Source organism: Bacillus sp. ISL-57 (assembly GCF_018613135.1).
In the GTDB taxonomy this organism is placed as follows: Bacteria; Bacillota; Bacilli; order Bacillales; family DSM-1321; genus Peribacillus; species Peribacillus frigoritolerans.
Genome location: NZ_JAGGQV010000012.1, coordinates 167,555 through 182,210, shown reverse-complemented (window position 1 = coordinate 182,210; position 14,656 = coordinate 167,555). Strand labels below are relative to the sequence as shown.

Below are 14,656 nucleotides of genomic sequence, written 5' to 3'. Positions count from 1 at the left end.
CTATAAGAAGAGGTTTCAAGAACACACCTCATCTACCAGAGCCAACACTCTGCTGGAATTAGCACCGTATATAAAAATTTATACCGGTTGCCGGGCTTCGTCGGGCCAGTCCCTCCGCCACTCTTGATAAGAACTATTAAATTCTGCCATTACTTAATTCAAAATATAGCATTTTAGATTAAATCAGTCAATGAATTGTTAGAATATTCTTTGTTTATTTCCTGCTCTCATTCAAATGTCAGCAACAAAGAAAACCAACCGCGGTTCTGATTGGTTTCCTAACTGATTTCCTTAAGTAATCCGTACAAATATGGAACGGATTGAAAGGCATATATTTTCTTTTGCAGCTTCCCTTCTTTGAAAAGCAATAAGCAAGGAACACTTTCGATTTCATATGATTCGGCAATTGCTTGGACATAGTTCATATTCATTTTGCCTGCCTTCAATTCGGGGAAAAGCTCCAAGGATATCGTCAGCATCTTGGAGGCCACCTGACAGGTTCCGCATAAAGGTGTATATAAATATAAGCAAAAGGTTTCCCCATTTTCAACAGCACGCTTACACTCTTCTTCTTTCCATTCCTGCATCAATTAGTCGTTCACCCTTTGACTTAAAAATTTCATTTTCACATTCATATTGGCAGATAGGAGCACAGTTGCGATATGATGTTCGGGTGAGCTCTCCACTTCTTTGTACATTTTATTAATATACAGGTGGTTCGCTTCCGGCATTTCCCTTCGGAACTGCTTCCGCAGCTTTTCTCCTGATTCATCTGCGTCAAAAAGGAGATAAACATCACGGTCCATCAATTCATCCACTAATTCATCCAGCTTAGTTAATGATATGGTCCCATTTGTACATCTTATTTCCACATCTTCATTTAAAACGGAGGCAACTTTTCTTTTATCGGAACTGCCTTCTACAATGATCACTTTATCGAATTCGCCCCACTCCATGTCATCACTCCATCTCACGAATTATGTGCGCAACTCACCCACTGTACAAATGAAAAAGAGAGCAGGCCTTTTCAGTCCCCCCTCTCCTTTGTTTTTAACCGTTGATTAAACTCTCATACTCTTCAGCGCTCATCAAGTTTTCAATATCACTGCTATTAGATGGTTCAAGCACAACCATCCATGCCTTTTCATAAGGAGACTCATTTACATATTCAGGGTTGTCACTTAAATCTTCGTTCACTTCAACAACCTTGCCACTGATAGGTGCATAAAGTTCAGAAACGGTCTTAACGGATTCAACGCTTCCAAATGGTTCGTTCGCTTTTAATTCATCGCCGATTTCCGGAAGCTCAACGAATACGATGTCCCCTAGCTCGGACTGTGCGAATGCCGTAATTCCAATGCGCACTGTTCCATCTTCCGTTTTGACCCATTCATGTTCTTTAGTGTAACGAAGTTCTTTTGGTGTTGTTGTCATAATTAACCCTCCATATGTACATCTTATTTTATCTATTCCATTATAAGGTAGATTGTTTGTTTAAGTAAGGAATTAACCAAATATTTTGTGAAATTTCAGTTCCAAACCTGTTCGAATTGCTCTTCTTTGAATCCTACCGTCACTTTGGTGCCATCCGTAACAATCGGCCTTTTCAGAAGCATGCCATCTGTGGACAATATATCAAGCATCTCTGCTTCAGAAGCTTCTTTCAGCTTATCCTTTAAACCCAGCTCCCGATATTTTTGACCGCTAGTATTGAAAAACTTCTTCAACTCCAAATTGCTGTTTTTATATAGTTGTTCTATTTCAGTTCGCGAAGGGGGATTATCCGCTATATGGATCGCTTCATATTGCAGTTCATGATTATCCAGCCACTTCTTCGCATTACGGCATGTACCGCATTTTGGGTACCAATATAATGTTAAGCCCATCATTTCACCACCTATCAATAGAATACCCGTTTTTACTACGCAATACAACGAAATGTCTTTTGAATTTCCAATGTGATTTCATCATAGGAAATAAAGGGAATGCCTTTACGGGCATTCCCTTTACGGATTCTGACTCATTGCTTAAAGAGCATACTTTTCCGTTTCGATTACTTTTACGGATGCTTCACGTTTTTTCGCAATGACATTGATCGGAGTGTGTCTAGTGAGCTTACGGAGCGATGAAAGCATGATGCGAAGAGTATCGCCTGTTTCCACCGCAATTAACGTTTCCTTAGCATGCTGTTCTATTTCATTGAAAGCTTCCTGAACGAATATTTCAGTGTAAAGCACTTTTTGTTTGTTCTTCTCAAGACCTGTAGCTGCAATTGCTTTTTCCGTACGCAATACCACGGATTCAGCTGCATAGGCAAGAGATGCGATATCAGCGATGTTGGAGAGGATTTCTTGTTCTTGATCAAGATTTTTGCCGTATTTCTGTGCCGCAAGCCCAGCTGCCAGAATACCGATTTTCTTAGCGTTCCTAACAAGCATTTTTTCTTGTGCCAGCGGCGCATCGCCAGGTTCTTCCGGCATCATCATCATTAATTCCTCTTGCAGGCCTTGAGCTTTTTGAAGCAGCGGCAATTCCCCTTTAAGTGCTTTCTTCAGGAACGTTCCCGGGACAAGCAACCTATTGATTTCATTTGTACCTTCAAAGATCCGGTTAATACGGGAATCGCGATATGCCTTTTCAATTTCATACTCCTGCATGAAACCATAACCGCCATGAAGCTGTACGCCTTCGTCCGTAACGTAATCCAATACTTCGGAAGCAAAGAATTTATTCAATGAACATTCAATGGCATACTCAGCGATTGCGGCCGCCATTGATTTCCCATCTTTCACTTGCTCATCCGTCAATTTGCTTTGTCTTTGATCATAAAGGCCAACCGTACGATATACAGAGCTTTCTGCTGCATAAATTTTCGCCGCCATTGTTGCAAGTTTTTCTTTCGTCAAGTTAAAATCGGAAATTTTCGTTTTGAACTGTTGACGTTGATTCGTATAAGCAGCTGTAATCTCAAGGGCACGTTTAGATCCGCCTACAGCACCGACGCCTAATTTATAGCGGCCGATATTCAGGATATTGAAAGCGATGACATGACCTTTTCCGGCTATACCCAAAAGGTTTTCGACTGGTACATGAACATCTTCGAGGATTAAAGTACGTGTAGATGAGCTTTTAATGCCCATTTTCTTCTCCTCAGCCCCAGTTGATACACCTTTATAATCACGCTCAACAATGAAAGCGGAGAATTGTTCGCCGTCGATTTTGGCGTATACACAGAAGACATCTGCAAAACCTGCATTTGTAATCCATTGTTTTTCACCATTTAAAATATAGTGTGTTCCTTCTGCATTCAATTTCGCTGTCGTTTTTGCTCCCAAGGCATCTGAACCTGAGCTTGGTTCCGTTAAGGCATACGCAGCAATCTTCTCACCCGTTGCAAGTAAAGGAAGGTATTTTTTCTTTTGGTCTTCATTCCCGAATAATACGATTGGCAAAGATCCGATACCTACATGTGCACCATGAGTAATCCCGAAGCCGGCTGCAAGTGCCATTTTTTCCGTAATCAATGCCGAACTGATTTTATCAAGACCCAATCCGCTGTATTCTTCAGGAACATCAGCACCAAGTAAACCGATTTCACCTGCATGCTTCAGTAATTTAACGGAACGGTCAAACTCATGGTTTTCTAAATGTTCAACCTGCGGCAGAATTTCATTCACTACGAATTCCTCGGAAGTTTTGGCAATCATTTTATGCTCATCAGAATAATCTTCAGGTGTAAACACTTGATCATACGTAATATCTTCTATTAAGAAGGCTCCGCCTTTAATAAGGTTATCTGTAGTTTGATTGGACATGTTATTTCCTCCTATGTGTTTAAGATAGTAAACCCGCCGGAAGCATGACAGCTTCCGGAAGGGATCGGATTACGCCATTAATTCAAACACTCCGGCAGCACCCATTCCGCCGCCGATACACATTGTCACGACTCCGAACTGTTGGTTTCTGCGCTTCATTTCATGAAGCAGGCTTAATGTCAATTTTGCTCCCGAACATCCTAGCGGATGGCCTAAGGCGATGGCTCCGCCATTTACATTAACAATCTCTTCATTCAATCCGAGCTCACGAATGATTTGAATGGATTGGGAAGCAAATGCTTCATTCAATTCAAATAAACCAATATCCGATAATTCAAGACCCGCTAGCTTCAAAGCTTTAGGTATGGCTGCAATCGGTCCGATACCCATTATTTCAGGCGGTACTCCTGCTACAGCAAAGGAACGGAATTTACCCATCGGTTTCATCCCTAAGGAAGAAGCCTTTTCCCCGTCCATGACCATGACCGCGGCTGCACCATCACTCGTCTGTGATGAATTCCCTGCTGTTACGGATCCCGTAACGGAGAATGCAGGTCTTAGTTTTTTCAGCACTTCAGCTGTCGTTCCTGGACGAACGCCCTCATCCTGTGTAAAAGTAAATGATTTTTCCTTTAACTTAAGATCTGGCCCCACTGAACGAAGGGTAACGTCAACCGGTACGATCTCCTCGGAAAACTTTCCTTCTGCAATGGCCTTAGCCGCCTTCTGATGACTTCTAACAGAAAATGCATCTTGCTCGTCACGGGAAATGCCGTATTTTTTGGCAACGGCTTCAGCAGTGTGACCCATCCCCATATAATATTCCGGTGCCGTTTCCGCAAGTCTCGCGTTCGGACGTGTTACATGGCCCATCATTGGCAAAAGGCTCATGGATTCCGCACCGCCTGCAATGACTGTATCACTTTGGCCGAGCATGATCCTTTCGGCTCCATATGCGATACTTTGCAGCCCGCTTGAACAGTAACGATTAATCGTTATGGCCGGTACTGTATAAGGCAATCCTGCCAATGCTCCAATGTTACGCGCCATATTCAATCCTTGTTCCGCTTCTGGCATTGCACAACCGATAATCAGGTCATCTATCGTTCCTTCATAATTCCCTGCACGCTTTAACGTTTCCTTTACGACAAGAGCCCCTAAATCATCAGGACGTACACTAGCAAGAGAACCTTTTTTCGCTCTTCCTACCGGAGTCCTTGCTCCAGCTACTATTACCGCTTCTTTCATGAGGATCCCCCTTACTCATTTTTAAGCTATCGATCTATCGATCTCGTTTTGGCCATCTTCATCTATTCATCAATTACGGAGTGGTTTACCTTTAACGAGCATGTGCTGCATCCTTGCCTGGGATTTCGGAGTCGAAATCAGTTTTAGGAATGCCTGTTTTTCCAGGTTCAAGATATACTGTTCATCTACTTCCGTGCCAAATGGGAGTTTTCCTCCCGCCAGGACGTATGCCAGCTCTTTGGCTATGACAAGGTCATGTTCAGATAAGAATCCTGAAAGGCGCATGGATTCCGCCCCCAATAGCAGTGCGGCATATCCAGTTTCACCTACGACAGGGATCTTTGTGCGGGCTGGAGCGGTATATCCTTGTTCATGCATGGAAAGTACCGCCTGTTTCGCATCATATAACTGATGATCTGCATTCACGCTTATTCCATCAGCTGAATTAAGGAAATTATTCCCCCTCGCTTCCTCGGCGGAGGTCGAAACTTTTGCCATGGCGACCGTTTCAAATACTTGGTTGGCCACTTTCTGTAAGTCGAAGTCAACGCCCTTCGGCATATTCCTCAACGTCTTCACATAAAGTTCTTTAGTCCCGCCGCCGCCTGGGATCAAGCCGACACCAGGTTCCACTAGTCCCATATACGTTTCAGTCGTTGCCTGGATGCGCGCTGCCGGAAGGGACACTTCAGCACCCCCGCCAAGTGTCATATTAAACGGGGCAACCACTACAGGAACTGCACTGTACTTTATTTTAAGCATCGCCTGTTGGAATTGGCTGATGACCATATCGAGTTCAAAAATATTGTCATCCTGCGCTTCCATCAGCATCATTGCAATATTAGCGCCGACACAGAAATTCTTTCCTTGGTTTCCGATGACCAGGCCTTTAAAATTCGTTTCCGCTTCGTCAACCGCGGCATTGATCATTTGAATGATATCCAGACCGATTGCATTATTCGGCGAAGTGAATTCAAGCAGAGCTACCCCATCGCCGATATCGATCAAGCTTGCGCCACTGTTTTTCTTGATTACGCCTTTTTGCTTCTTGATGGCTTTAAGATTGATCACTTTAGGATTTTCGACAAGCTCTTTATATTCACCATTATCATAATAGTGAACTATGCCATTATCTTCTTTATAGAATGACTTGATGCCTTTAGCGAGCATATCCTTCACCCATTGAGGGACGGTTATGCCTTCCGCTTCCATTCGGGCTGCCGATTTTTCTAAACCTATCGCATCCCAGGTTTCAAATGGGCCTGTGGACCATCCAAATCCCCATTTCATCGCTTGATCGATCGCCACGATGTCATCCGCGGTGTCCCCAAGCAGCTGGGCAGAATACACAAGCACTGGATTCAGAACATTCCATAGTAATTGGCCTGCACGGTCTTCGCTATAAACAAGCGCTTTCATTTTATTATCCAAGCCCTTGACCTGTTTAGCCATTTCGACGGAAGGCGTTTTTAATCTTTTTCGTTCAGCATATTCAAGGGTTTCGGGATTCAGTTCAAGGATTTCCTTGCCTTTTTTCAAGAAGAATCCTTGTCCTGACTTGCTTCCAAGCCACCCATTCTTAAGCATTTCATTCATGAAATCAGGTATCTTGAAAACTTCTTTTTCTTCTCCGTCCACCTGGTCATAAACGTTTCTGGCAACATGTGCAAAGGTATCCAATCCAACGACATCAAGTGTCCGGAAAGTGGCGCTAGTTGCCCTTCCAATCAACGGACCTGTAACCGAGTCGACCTCACCGACACTGTATCCGCCTTTTTGCATTTCCCGCAAAGTGACCAATAATCCATAAGTTCCAATGCGGTTTGCAATGAAGTTGGGGGTATCCTTGGCTTCGACAACACCTTTTCCAAGCACATCTTCGCCAAATCGTTTCATATATTCGAGCACTTCAGGTGAAGTTGCCTTAGTAGGGATGATCTCCAACAATTTAAGATAACGTGGCGGATTGAAGAAGTGAGTTCCCAGGAAGTGCTTTTGAAAGTCCTCCGAACGTCCTTCTGCCATCGCTTCGATTGAAATTCCGGATGTATTCGATGAAACGATGCTTCCTGGTTTACGATGCTGATCAACCTGGGCGAACACACTTTGCTTAACCTCAAGCTTCTCAACGACCACTTCGATGATCCAATCGACATCCTTTAAACGACTTATATCATCTTCCAGGTTTCCAGCCTCGATCAACTCGATGTTTCCCTTAGCCGAAAGCGGAGCTGGTTTCTGTTTTAAAAGTTTCGTAATCGCCGTTTGGCTGATACGGTTACGCACTTGTTTATTATCTAATGTCAGTCCCTTTTTCTTTTCATCCTCAGTGAGTTCACGAGGTACGATATCCAATAATAAAGTCGGAATGCCAATGTTAGCAAGGTGTGCAGCAATCCCTGATCCCATAACTCCTGACCCTAGAACAGCAGCCTTTCGTATTTGTCGAACCAAGTTTATATCCCCCTTACACAATTTATTGAATGAATGTTCATTCATTTTTAATTCAAAAAAATTTTGAATATTTTTTCTTATTACTAATATAGAATATATTTGGAAATTCCGCAATGATTAAACAGGAAAAAATATTTTTTTCTCCGCGTTCTTTCGGTTATTTCTCCTCCGTTCAGTAAAAAATAACCGGGCAGGAGGTGACTTATATAATGAAGCGTAAAGATAATCCTTCTAAAGCAGCCGTGAGCGCAGCAAGTGTTAAAGGCAATGCCGGCCCTGGCGCTGAACGTCAACATGGAATCAATAAAGTGAACAGCCAGAACAATCAGTTCAAAAGATAATCCTTCTTGATTTGAGCAGCCGTCCCTTTTCCGGGGCGGCTCTCGCTTCCTATTTCTTGAATAGGCCTTTTAAAACGAAAGCAATATTGGCCGGCCTCTCCGCAAGGCGGCGCATGAAATATCCATACCAATCCGTACCATAAGGAACATACACCCTTACCTTATATCCTTCTTTAGCAAGTTCAAGCTGCTTTTCAGTGCGGATGCCATATAACATTTGAAATTCAAATGAATCCCGGGGTATTCCATGATCTTTGACTAGGGCCCTCGTATAATCAATGATACTATCATCATGTGTGGCAACGGCTGTGTAATTTCCATTTTGCATATGCTTCTTGATGATTTTCTTGAAATTCTCATCCACATCTTTTTTTTCAGGAAAAGCCACGTCCCTTGGTTCTTTATAAGCCCCTTTAACAAGTCTTAAATTCGGATGGTATGCATCCAGCTCTTCAATATCCCTCTCAGTACGATACAGATAAGCTTGAATGACAGTCCCCAATTCATTATATTCAGACTTAAGGGTTTTGAATACATCCAAAGTCGGCTGACAGCGCGGAAAATCTTCCATATCAAGCGTCACGAAAACTCGATGGGCTCTAGCTTCATCCAAGATTCTCCGCATGTTATTCATTACGACTTGCTCGGACACATCCAAGCCCATCGAGGTCAGCTTCAGGGATAACTGTGAATCCAGTTCATTTGTGCCAATCATCCGGATGGCTTCGATGCACTCTTCTGCCATCTTCCCTGCTTCTTGTTCATCTTCAATGAATTCACCCAAATAATCAATGGTGACAGCAAGCCCCTTCCGGTTAAGTTCAGCAATCACATCACATGCCATATCCAAAGATTCTCCTGCCACGAAGCGAGATGCACCAAACCGCAGCCCGTATTTTTTCGCTGCCTTTGTCATTGCTTTATTCTTTGATAAAAAAAGGAATAGATTTTTCAAAATCCTTTCCATCTGCAGTCCCCTCCAAATCATTTTGGAAAATAGATGCACAAGATTATTTTACCATTTAATTCATTTTTCAGATATTTAGAATCAAGAATAAAAAATTTCATGAAGGGAAAATTAAGCCCGATTATAGAACACATAAGGAGGTAGAATGATGGAACAGCAAAATTCGTTTAATAGCCAACAGCAGTCGACCGGCTTTATGAAACAGCCGCCGGAGATGGTTTCGGTGAAAGATAGCTTATACTTAACCGATATGCTTGCATGGAATCTGAATGCGGTTAAAAAAGCACATTTTTTTGCCACACAATGTAAGGACCCGCAAATCATTGATGCGTTAAATCGGTGCGGACTCATGCATCAACGCCATTACGATACCATTTTGAAACATTTGAACCCGGACCAAAATCAGAGTCAACAACAATATCAATAAAGGAGGGTTCTTGATGCCCAACGAAAACAAAGTCCAAAACCCTGAATCTCCCGTGGCAAAAACACCGCAAATGAATGACAGGGATTTTATAAATGATATGCTCACAACTGAAAAGTACTTTTGTAACTCCCTTTCCGTTGCCCTGCATGAAATGAGCAATCAAGCATTATTCCAAGACATTTTCTCCATTTCCAAAGAAAATCAGGAGATGCAGCGTGAACTCTATAACCTTATGTTCGAAAAAGGCTGGTATAGTTTAGAAAAGGCGCAAGCTTCCAGCTTAAGCCAATCGCATCAACAATTTTCCGGTTATAAAAATCAATTTCCATCTGGAACGAACATTCAATAAACAAACATTCAGGGAGGTGGATTCTTCTCCTTTTGTTTGTTTGCTACAAATAAAGCCGGCCCATCGGGGCCGGCTTTATTATTAGATATCCGTGGAAAACATATACTTCTTATAGTGATACCGAATGCTGAATATTAAGCCCATTGCCATCATGTTCCCCATGAGCGAGCTTCCTCCATAACTGACAAATGGAAGCGGAATTCCCGTAATCGGCAAAAGGCCCACAGTCATGCCGATATTTTGAAAAACGTGGAACGTCAACATGCTTATAACGCCTACACAGATATATGTATAGAAGTTATTTTTCGTGTCCATTCCCGTTTTTGTTATGTGGTAAATCAATAGGAAAAACAAGGAAATGATGATGCTTGATCCGATGAAGCCGAATTCTTCACCGATGATGCTGAAAATGAAATCCGAATGACTCTCAGGCAAATACACTTCCCTTGAACCGATTCCCTTTCCTGTGGTCTGGCCGGAGCCGATGGCCAGTAAGGATTTGGTTAAATGATACCCTTCCGAGCTGGCATAATTATATGGATCCAGCCAAGAATAGATACGGCCGAATTGATAAGATTTTACCCCTAGGTATTTTTCCAGGATTTCCGGCTTCCAAAGTACAAAGTACAGGACTGTGGACGCGACGACAATTCCTCCCGAAACGATCGGCAGCAGGATCTTCCATGATACCCCTGATATGAAAATCATTCCGAGCATGATTGACATGATGACAAGCGAGGTGCCCAAATCCGGCTGTTGCATGATCAACAATAAAGGGGCACCGGTCACAAGACCGATTTTAAAAAGCAGCCAGATATCCGTTTGAATCGTTTTCAGCGTGTTTTTGAGATGATGGTTCGATATGACATTCGCTAAAGCCAGGATCAGGAAAACCTTCATGAATTCCGATGGCTGAATCGAACCGATTCCCGGAATGATGAACCAACTTTTCGCACCATTCCGGACAGGAACGATGCTTTCCGGCATAATGATCAGTAAAAAAAGCAAAAATAATCCGAAGCCATAAGCGTACCAAGAGATTTTTTTCAACTGATCCGAATCCAGTGTGATGATGCCTAATACGATTCCAATCCCCACTATATACCAAAAAATTTGTTTTATTAAGAAGTTTTCAGCGTACTGTCCAGTCGTTTGGGCACTATATATTGCCAGGCAACTTCCAACGCATAATAACAGCAATATTGTGACCAAAGAAAAATCTATTCGAGATGAAAATTTACTTTGTTCTTCCATACTAAACTCTCCCTTAAAAAGGCTCCTGCGGTACATCTATAAATACACTTATTCATTATACTTTAAACAAATAAAATCACAACTATATAGAAGAATAGTTTACAGGCTTCATGGAGTTATTTCCATGAAGCCTGCAGGCATGGAGAGCTATGCATGTGATTCCTTTGATTTTCTCCGTTTTAGCAATAGGCTGACCAATCCATTGCCCGGGGAGAAGAGAAAGGCCAATCCGAATAATATGGCGGCCGAACCCACCATGCAACCTGATATCGAGGCATCCAAAATGGTGGCTGAATAGTAGCCGATGACGGAACTTAGCACCCCGACCCCGATACTAACCAATATCATGCGGCTTAAACGGTCTGACAGCAGATAGGCCGTTGCCGCAGGTATGATGAGCATTCCAACTACTAAAATGGAACCTACACTATCAAAAGAAGCAACAGTTGTCAGTGAAATGAGGCTCATCAATAAGTAATGAAAGAACAGTACAGGAATTCCCATCGCGGCAGCAAGTGATGGATCAAATGAAACGAGTTTAAACTGTTTGAAGAAAAGGAAAATCAGTATGAGGTTCAGGATAAAACAACTGCCGACTATCCAAACAGCTTTTGGTCCAGCCTCGATTCCCGCGATTGTCATCGTGTTCCACGGAGAATAGGCTATTTCCCCATAAAGGACATGTTCCAGGTCAAAATCTATTTGTTGCGTGTACAAGCTCACAAGTACGATCCCCGTTGCAAAAAGGGAAGTGAATACAATCCCGATCGCAGCGTCGGATTGAACGCCCGACGATTGGAAAAGCTGGATCAAGAATACGGTAAGCAAGCCGAGCGCAGCAGCCCCGATCAGCATTGGAACCGAATCGCGGGTTCCGGTTATTAAAAATGCCAATACGATTCCCGGCAAAACGGAATGACTGATTGCATCTCCAATCAACGTCATTTTCCTGACTATCAAAAAACACCCTAATACACTGCAAGAACCCGCCACTAATGCTCCGACTAAGATAATCCAAAAATCATTCATGATGAGTGGCTCCCTTTCCTTCTATCCTGTTCGAGAGAATATTTCTTTTTCGTCGAAACCCTTCTCCATATAGATGAAAGCACTCCGCGTTTAGGTGCAAAAAGCATGGAAAAGAAAAACCATACCGTCGCGGATAAGACAATTAACGGTCCTGTCGGCAAATCATTGACAGATGTACTGATCAACGTTCCAGACACACCGCTCAACATTCCGAATATACCAGACAGGATGACCATGATATGCAGGCGCTCCGTCCAATATCTTGCGGATACCGCAGGTGTTATCAGTAAAGATGCCATCAATACGACGCCTACAGCCTGGATACCGATCACTACAGCTGCCACGATCAGCATCATGATGAAATAATCCAGAAAAACAACCGGCAATCCCATCCCCTTAGCAAACCCTGGATCAAAGGAAAGTAATTTGAATTCTTTAAAAAATACGGTACAAGTGAAAATGAGAATAAAGGAAACCGTCATCATCATATATACATCGGACATGACCATTGACGCCGTCTGCCCGAATAAAAAGGTATCCAATCCACTCTGGTTTCCATACTCGCTCTGCTGGATTTGCGTAAGCATCACAATTCCGAAACCAAAGAAAGAAGATAAGACGATTCCCAAGGCCGCATCCTGCTTGATCTTACTGTATCTCGTAAGCACACTGATCAATAAGACAGCGACTAAGCCAGCCAGTGCGGCACCTATCAAAAAGTAGGAAGTGGATTTCACTCCAGTTAACATGAAGGCGACACAGATACCGGGTAACGCTGCATGTGCGAGCGTGTCGCCTAGCAAAGACTGTTTTCTGAGGTAGGCAAAGCTGCCGATGACCCCGCTGCTTAATCCAAGGAACATCGTGCCAAGCAATATCCACCTTGTATTTGGATCGGTGATAATGTCCATTATATTCATCGTGTACACCTCATTTTAATAAAAGGCCGGACTTTGTGTCTGATAGTATCGCTAGGCGGCCTCCATATGTTGCCTGTAGGTATTCGGGAATGAACACTTCTTCTGTCGGACCTATTTTCATCACCTTCTTATTCAATAACATCGTCCAGTCGAAATATTCCTTCACGGTGGATAGGTCATGGTGCACAACCAGAACGGTTTTGCCTTTTTCCTTCAATTCCATCAGCAATTGTATGATCGCTTTCTCTGTTGCGGCATCCACCCCTACGAACGGTTCATCCATAAAATAAATATCCGCTTCCTGTGCCAATGCACGGGCCAGGAATATCCGTTGCTGCTGTCCACCTGATAGCTGGCTGATCTGGCGGTTAGCATATTCAGCCATCCCCACCTTCTCCAGGCACTCCATCCCCTTCTTCCTTTCGGACTTCCCTGGTCGCCTCAGCCATCCGAGATGACCATATCTGCCCATCATCACGACATCAAGTGCGTTGGTCGGAAAATCCCAATCCACTGACTCCCGCTGTGGTACATAACCGATACTCTTCCTCATCGATTTATAAGTAGAGCCCTTTATCGTGATGTGCCCCGATATTTTCGGGATCAATTCGAGTATCCCCTTTATCAAAGTGGACTTCCCTGCTCCATTGGGGCCTATGATACCGATTAAATTCCCTTCCGGCACCTCAAATGAGACATCTTCGACAACCGGCTTCTTATGATAAGCAATCGTTAAATTCTCGACCTTCAAAGCTGCTTGATTCATAGTTTATCCCCCCTATTTCAAAGCACGGACGATGGTGTCCGTGTTATGACGTACCATTCCGATATACGTTCCTTCTTCCGTCCCTCTTTCACCCATGGCATCAGAGAACAGTTCACCGCCGATTTCCACTTTGTGACCCTGCTTACCTGCTCCTTGAATGACAGCCTCGATAGCCTTCCTCGGTACGCTTGACTCTATGAAAATCGCTTTTATTTTGTTCTCCACAAGATAGTTCCGCATATCCGTCACATCTTTCGATCCATATTCCGATAATGTATTGATCCCTTGGAGCCCTCTTACGTCCAGGCCATATGACTGCCCGTAGTACCCAAAAGCATCATGTGCCGTAACGAGCACCCGTTGGTCTTCTGGAATTTTATTGATTTCCTCATGGACATATTTATCAAGTTCCTCCAATTGCAGAACGTACTCCTCATAATTTTCACGATACTCCGCTTCATGGTCCGGGTCCTCGGCAATCAATTCTTTCTTAACCGCCTCCGCCGCAACGATCCAAAGCTTTACATCAAACCATACGTGGGGATCATGCTCCGTTGCACCCACTTTGCGAAGTTGGTTTTCCTTGAAGTCTTCCGTTACGGCAATCGTCGGTTTATCCTTGCTCATCATTTCAAATATATCCGTCATTTTCCCTTCAAGATGCAGTCCGTTATAAAAAATCATATCAGCCGAATCCAATGTCTTCACATCACCCTGCGTCGCTTTATATAGATGGGGGTCGACTCCCGGTCCCATTAAACTTGTGACCTCGACATGTTTACCGCCGATATTCTCAACCAAATCCCCAATCATTCCCGTTGTTGTAACGACATCCAGCTTGCCATTGCCATTATCGCTTTCGGCCGTATCATTGCCGCACCCTGTTAAAACCAACAATGCAGCAAGCACGCCTCCAATAGATTTAAGAAAACCCATCCATATTCCCTCCCTTTTTCATCTTTCTAAAATAGTTTGCCGTGCGCAAAATTAAGTGTAAATTTTTTTACATTGTCGTAAATGCTAAAAAGTTTCCTCTACACAACTTATTTTATACTATACACAAATATACAAAAAAAGTGCAACTAT

Annotated in this window: 16 protein-coding genes and 1 riboswitch; of the genes, 3 read left to right on the top strand and 13 right to left on the bottom strand. The window is 43.2% G+C overall.

The genetic code is table 11. The features are described from left to right. Positions 1–25: 25 nt before the first annotated feature. Positions 26–133, bottom strand: a riboswitch (SAM riboswitch). A gap of 145 nt (positions 134–278) precedes the next feature. The 7 genes from J7I90_RS17475 to J7I90_RS17445 form a co-directional block, all read right to left on the bottom strand. Further along, positions 279–587, bottom strand: a complete 309-nt coding sequence (locus J7I90_RS17475) for a thioredoxin family protein (protein ID WP_214773190.1) — start codon at positions 585–587, stop codon at positions 279–281. 3 nt (positions 588–590) lie between these two features. After that, positions 591–956, bottom strand: a complete 366-nt coding sequence (locus tag J7I90_RS17470) for a toprim domain-containing protein (protein WP_057278065.1) — start codon at positions 954–956, stop codon at positions 591–593. Positions 957–1,050: 94 nt separating this feature from the next. Then, complete coding sequence (gcvH, locus tag J7I90_RS17465; RefSeq protein ID WP_034310122.1) at positions 1,051–1,434, bottom strand: glycine cleavage system protein GcvH; 384 nt, start codon at positions 1,432–1,434, stop codon at positions 1,051–1,053. A gap of 95 nt (positions 1,435–1,529) precedes the next feature. Next, on the bottom strand, positions 1,530–1,886 hold the full coding sequence (locus tag J7I90_RS17460) for an arsenate reductase family protein (protein WP_034310119.1): 357 nt from the start codon (positions 1,884–1,886) through the stop codon (positions 1,530–1,532). A 141-nt stretch (positions 1,887–2,027) separates the two neighbouring features. Further along, positions 2,028–3,815, bottom strand: coding sequence for an acyl-CoA dehydrogenase family protein (locus tag J7I90_RS17455; RefSeq protein WP_214773068.1), 1,788 nt, complete (start codon positions 3,813–3,815; stop codon positions 2,028–2,030). 69 nt (positions 3,816–3,884) lie between these two features. Next, the gene (locus tag J7I90_RS17450) at positions 3,885–5,063 is read right to left on the bottom strand and encodes an acetyl-CoA C-acetyltransferase (RefSeq protein ID WP_214773067.1); all 1,179 of its coding nucleotides are present in this window, start codon (positions 5,061–5,063) and stop codon (positions 3,885–3,887) included. 69 nt (positions 5,064–5,132) lie between these two features. Beyond that, positions 5,133–7,562 (bottom strand): 3-hydroxyacyl-CoA dehydrogenase/enoyl-CoA hydratase family protein, encoded by a 2,430-nt coding sequence (locus J7I90_RS17445; RefSeq protein ID WP_396020443.1) that lies wholly within the window; start codon positions 7,560–7,562, stop codon positions 5,133–5,135. Between the two features lie 161 nt (positions 7,563–7,723). Here J7I90_RS17445 and J7I90_RS17440 point away from each other — a divergent pair, with 161 nt between their 5' ends. Beyond that, positions 7,724–7,858: a YuzL family protein gene (locus tag J7I90_RS17440; protein ID WP_072273724.1), complete on the top strand. Its 135-nt coding sequence runs from the start codon at positions 7,724–7,726 to the stop codon at positions 7,856–7,858. Positions 7,859–7,907: 49 nt separating this feature from the next. On the opposite strand, the gene J7I90_RS17435 is transcribed toward J7I90_RS17440, so the two are convergent. Next, positions 7,908–8,825: a proline dehydrogenase family protein gene (locus tag J7I90_RS17435; protein ID WP_214773065.1), complete on the bottom strand. Its 918-nt coding sequence runs from the start codon at positions 8,823–8,825 to the stop codon at positions 7,908–7,910. 148 nt (positions 8,826–8,973) lie between these two features. Here J7I90_RS17435 and J7I90_RS17430 point away from each other — a divergent pair, with 148 nt between their 5' ends. Together J7I90_RS17430 and J7I90_RS17425 are read left to right on the top strand one after the other, a co-directional pair. Beyond that, the gene (locus tag J7I90_RS17430) at positions 8,974–9,252 is read left to right on the top strand and encodes a hypothetical protein (protein WP_034310108.1); all 279 of its coding nucleotides are present in this window, start codon (positions 8,974–8,976) and stop codon (positions 9,250–9,252) included. A 13-nt stretch (positions 9,253–9,265) separates the two neighbouring features. Beyond that, complete coding sequence (locus J7I90_RS17425; protein ID WP_063574745.1) at positions 9,266–9,601, top strand: spore coat protein; 336 nt, start codon at positions 9,266–9,268, stop codon at positions 9,599–9,601. A gap of 81 nt (positions 9,602–9,682) precedes the next feature. Here the strand turns inward: J7I90_RS17425 and J7I90_RS17420 are convergent, their stop codons facing one another. The 5 genes from J7I90_RS17420 to J7I90_RS17400 form a co-directional block, all read right to left on the bottom strand. Continuing rightward, positions 9,683–10,855 carry an FtsW/RodA/SpoVE family cell cycle protein gene (locus J7I90_RS17420; RefSeq protein ID WP_214773064.1) on the bottom strand — a complete coding sequence of 391 codons (1,173 nt, stop codon included), beginning with the start codon at positions 10,853–10,855 and terminating at the stop codon, positions 9,683–9,685. 147 nt (positions 10,856–11,002) lie between these two features. Further along, positions 11,003–11,884, bottom strand: coding sequence for a metal ABC transporter permease (locus J7I90_RS17415; protein ID WP_251025351.1), 882 nt, complete (start codon positions 11,882–11,884; stop codon positions 11,003–11,005). After that, a complete protein-coding gene (locus J7I90_RS17410; protein WP_214773063.1) occupies positions 11,881–12,804 on the bottom strand; it encodes a metal ABC transporter permease in 924 nt (307 codons plus the stop codon). The genes J7I90_RS17415 and J7I90_RS17410 overlap by 4 nt, the downstream gene beginning before the upstream one ends. 10 nt (positions 12,805–12,814) lie before the next feature. Then, complete coding sequence (locus J7I90_RS17405) at positions 12,815–13,570, bottom strand: metal ABC transporter ATP-binding protein (RefSeq protein WP_214773062.1); 756 nt, start codon at positions 13,568–13,570, stop codon at positions 12,815–12,817. 12 nt (positions 13,571–13,582) lie between these two features. Continuing rightward, positions 13,583–14,506: a metal ABC transporter solute-binding protein, Zn/Mn family gene (locus J7I90_RS17400; RefSeq protein WP_214773061.1), complete on the bottom strand. Its 924-nt coding sequence runs from the start codon at positions 14,504–14,506 to the stop codon at positions 13,583–13,585. Between the last annotated feature and the right edge of the window lie 150 nt (positions 14,507–14,656).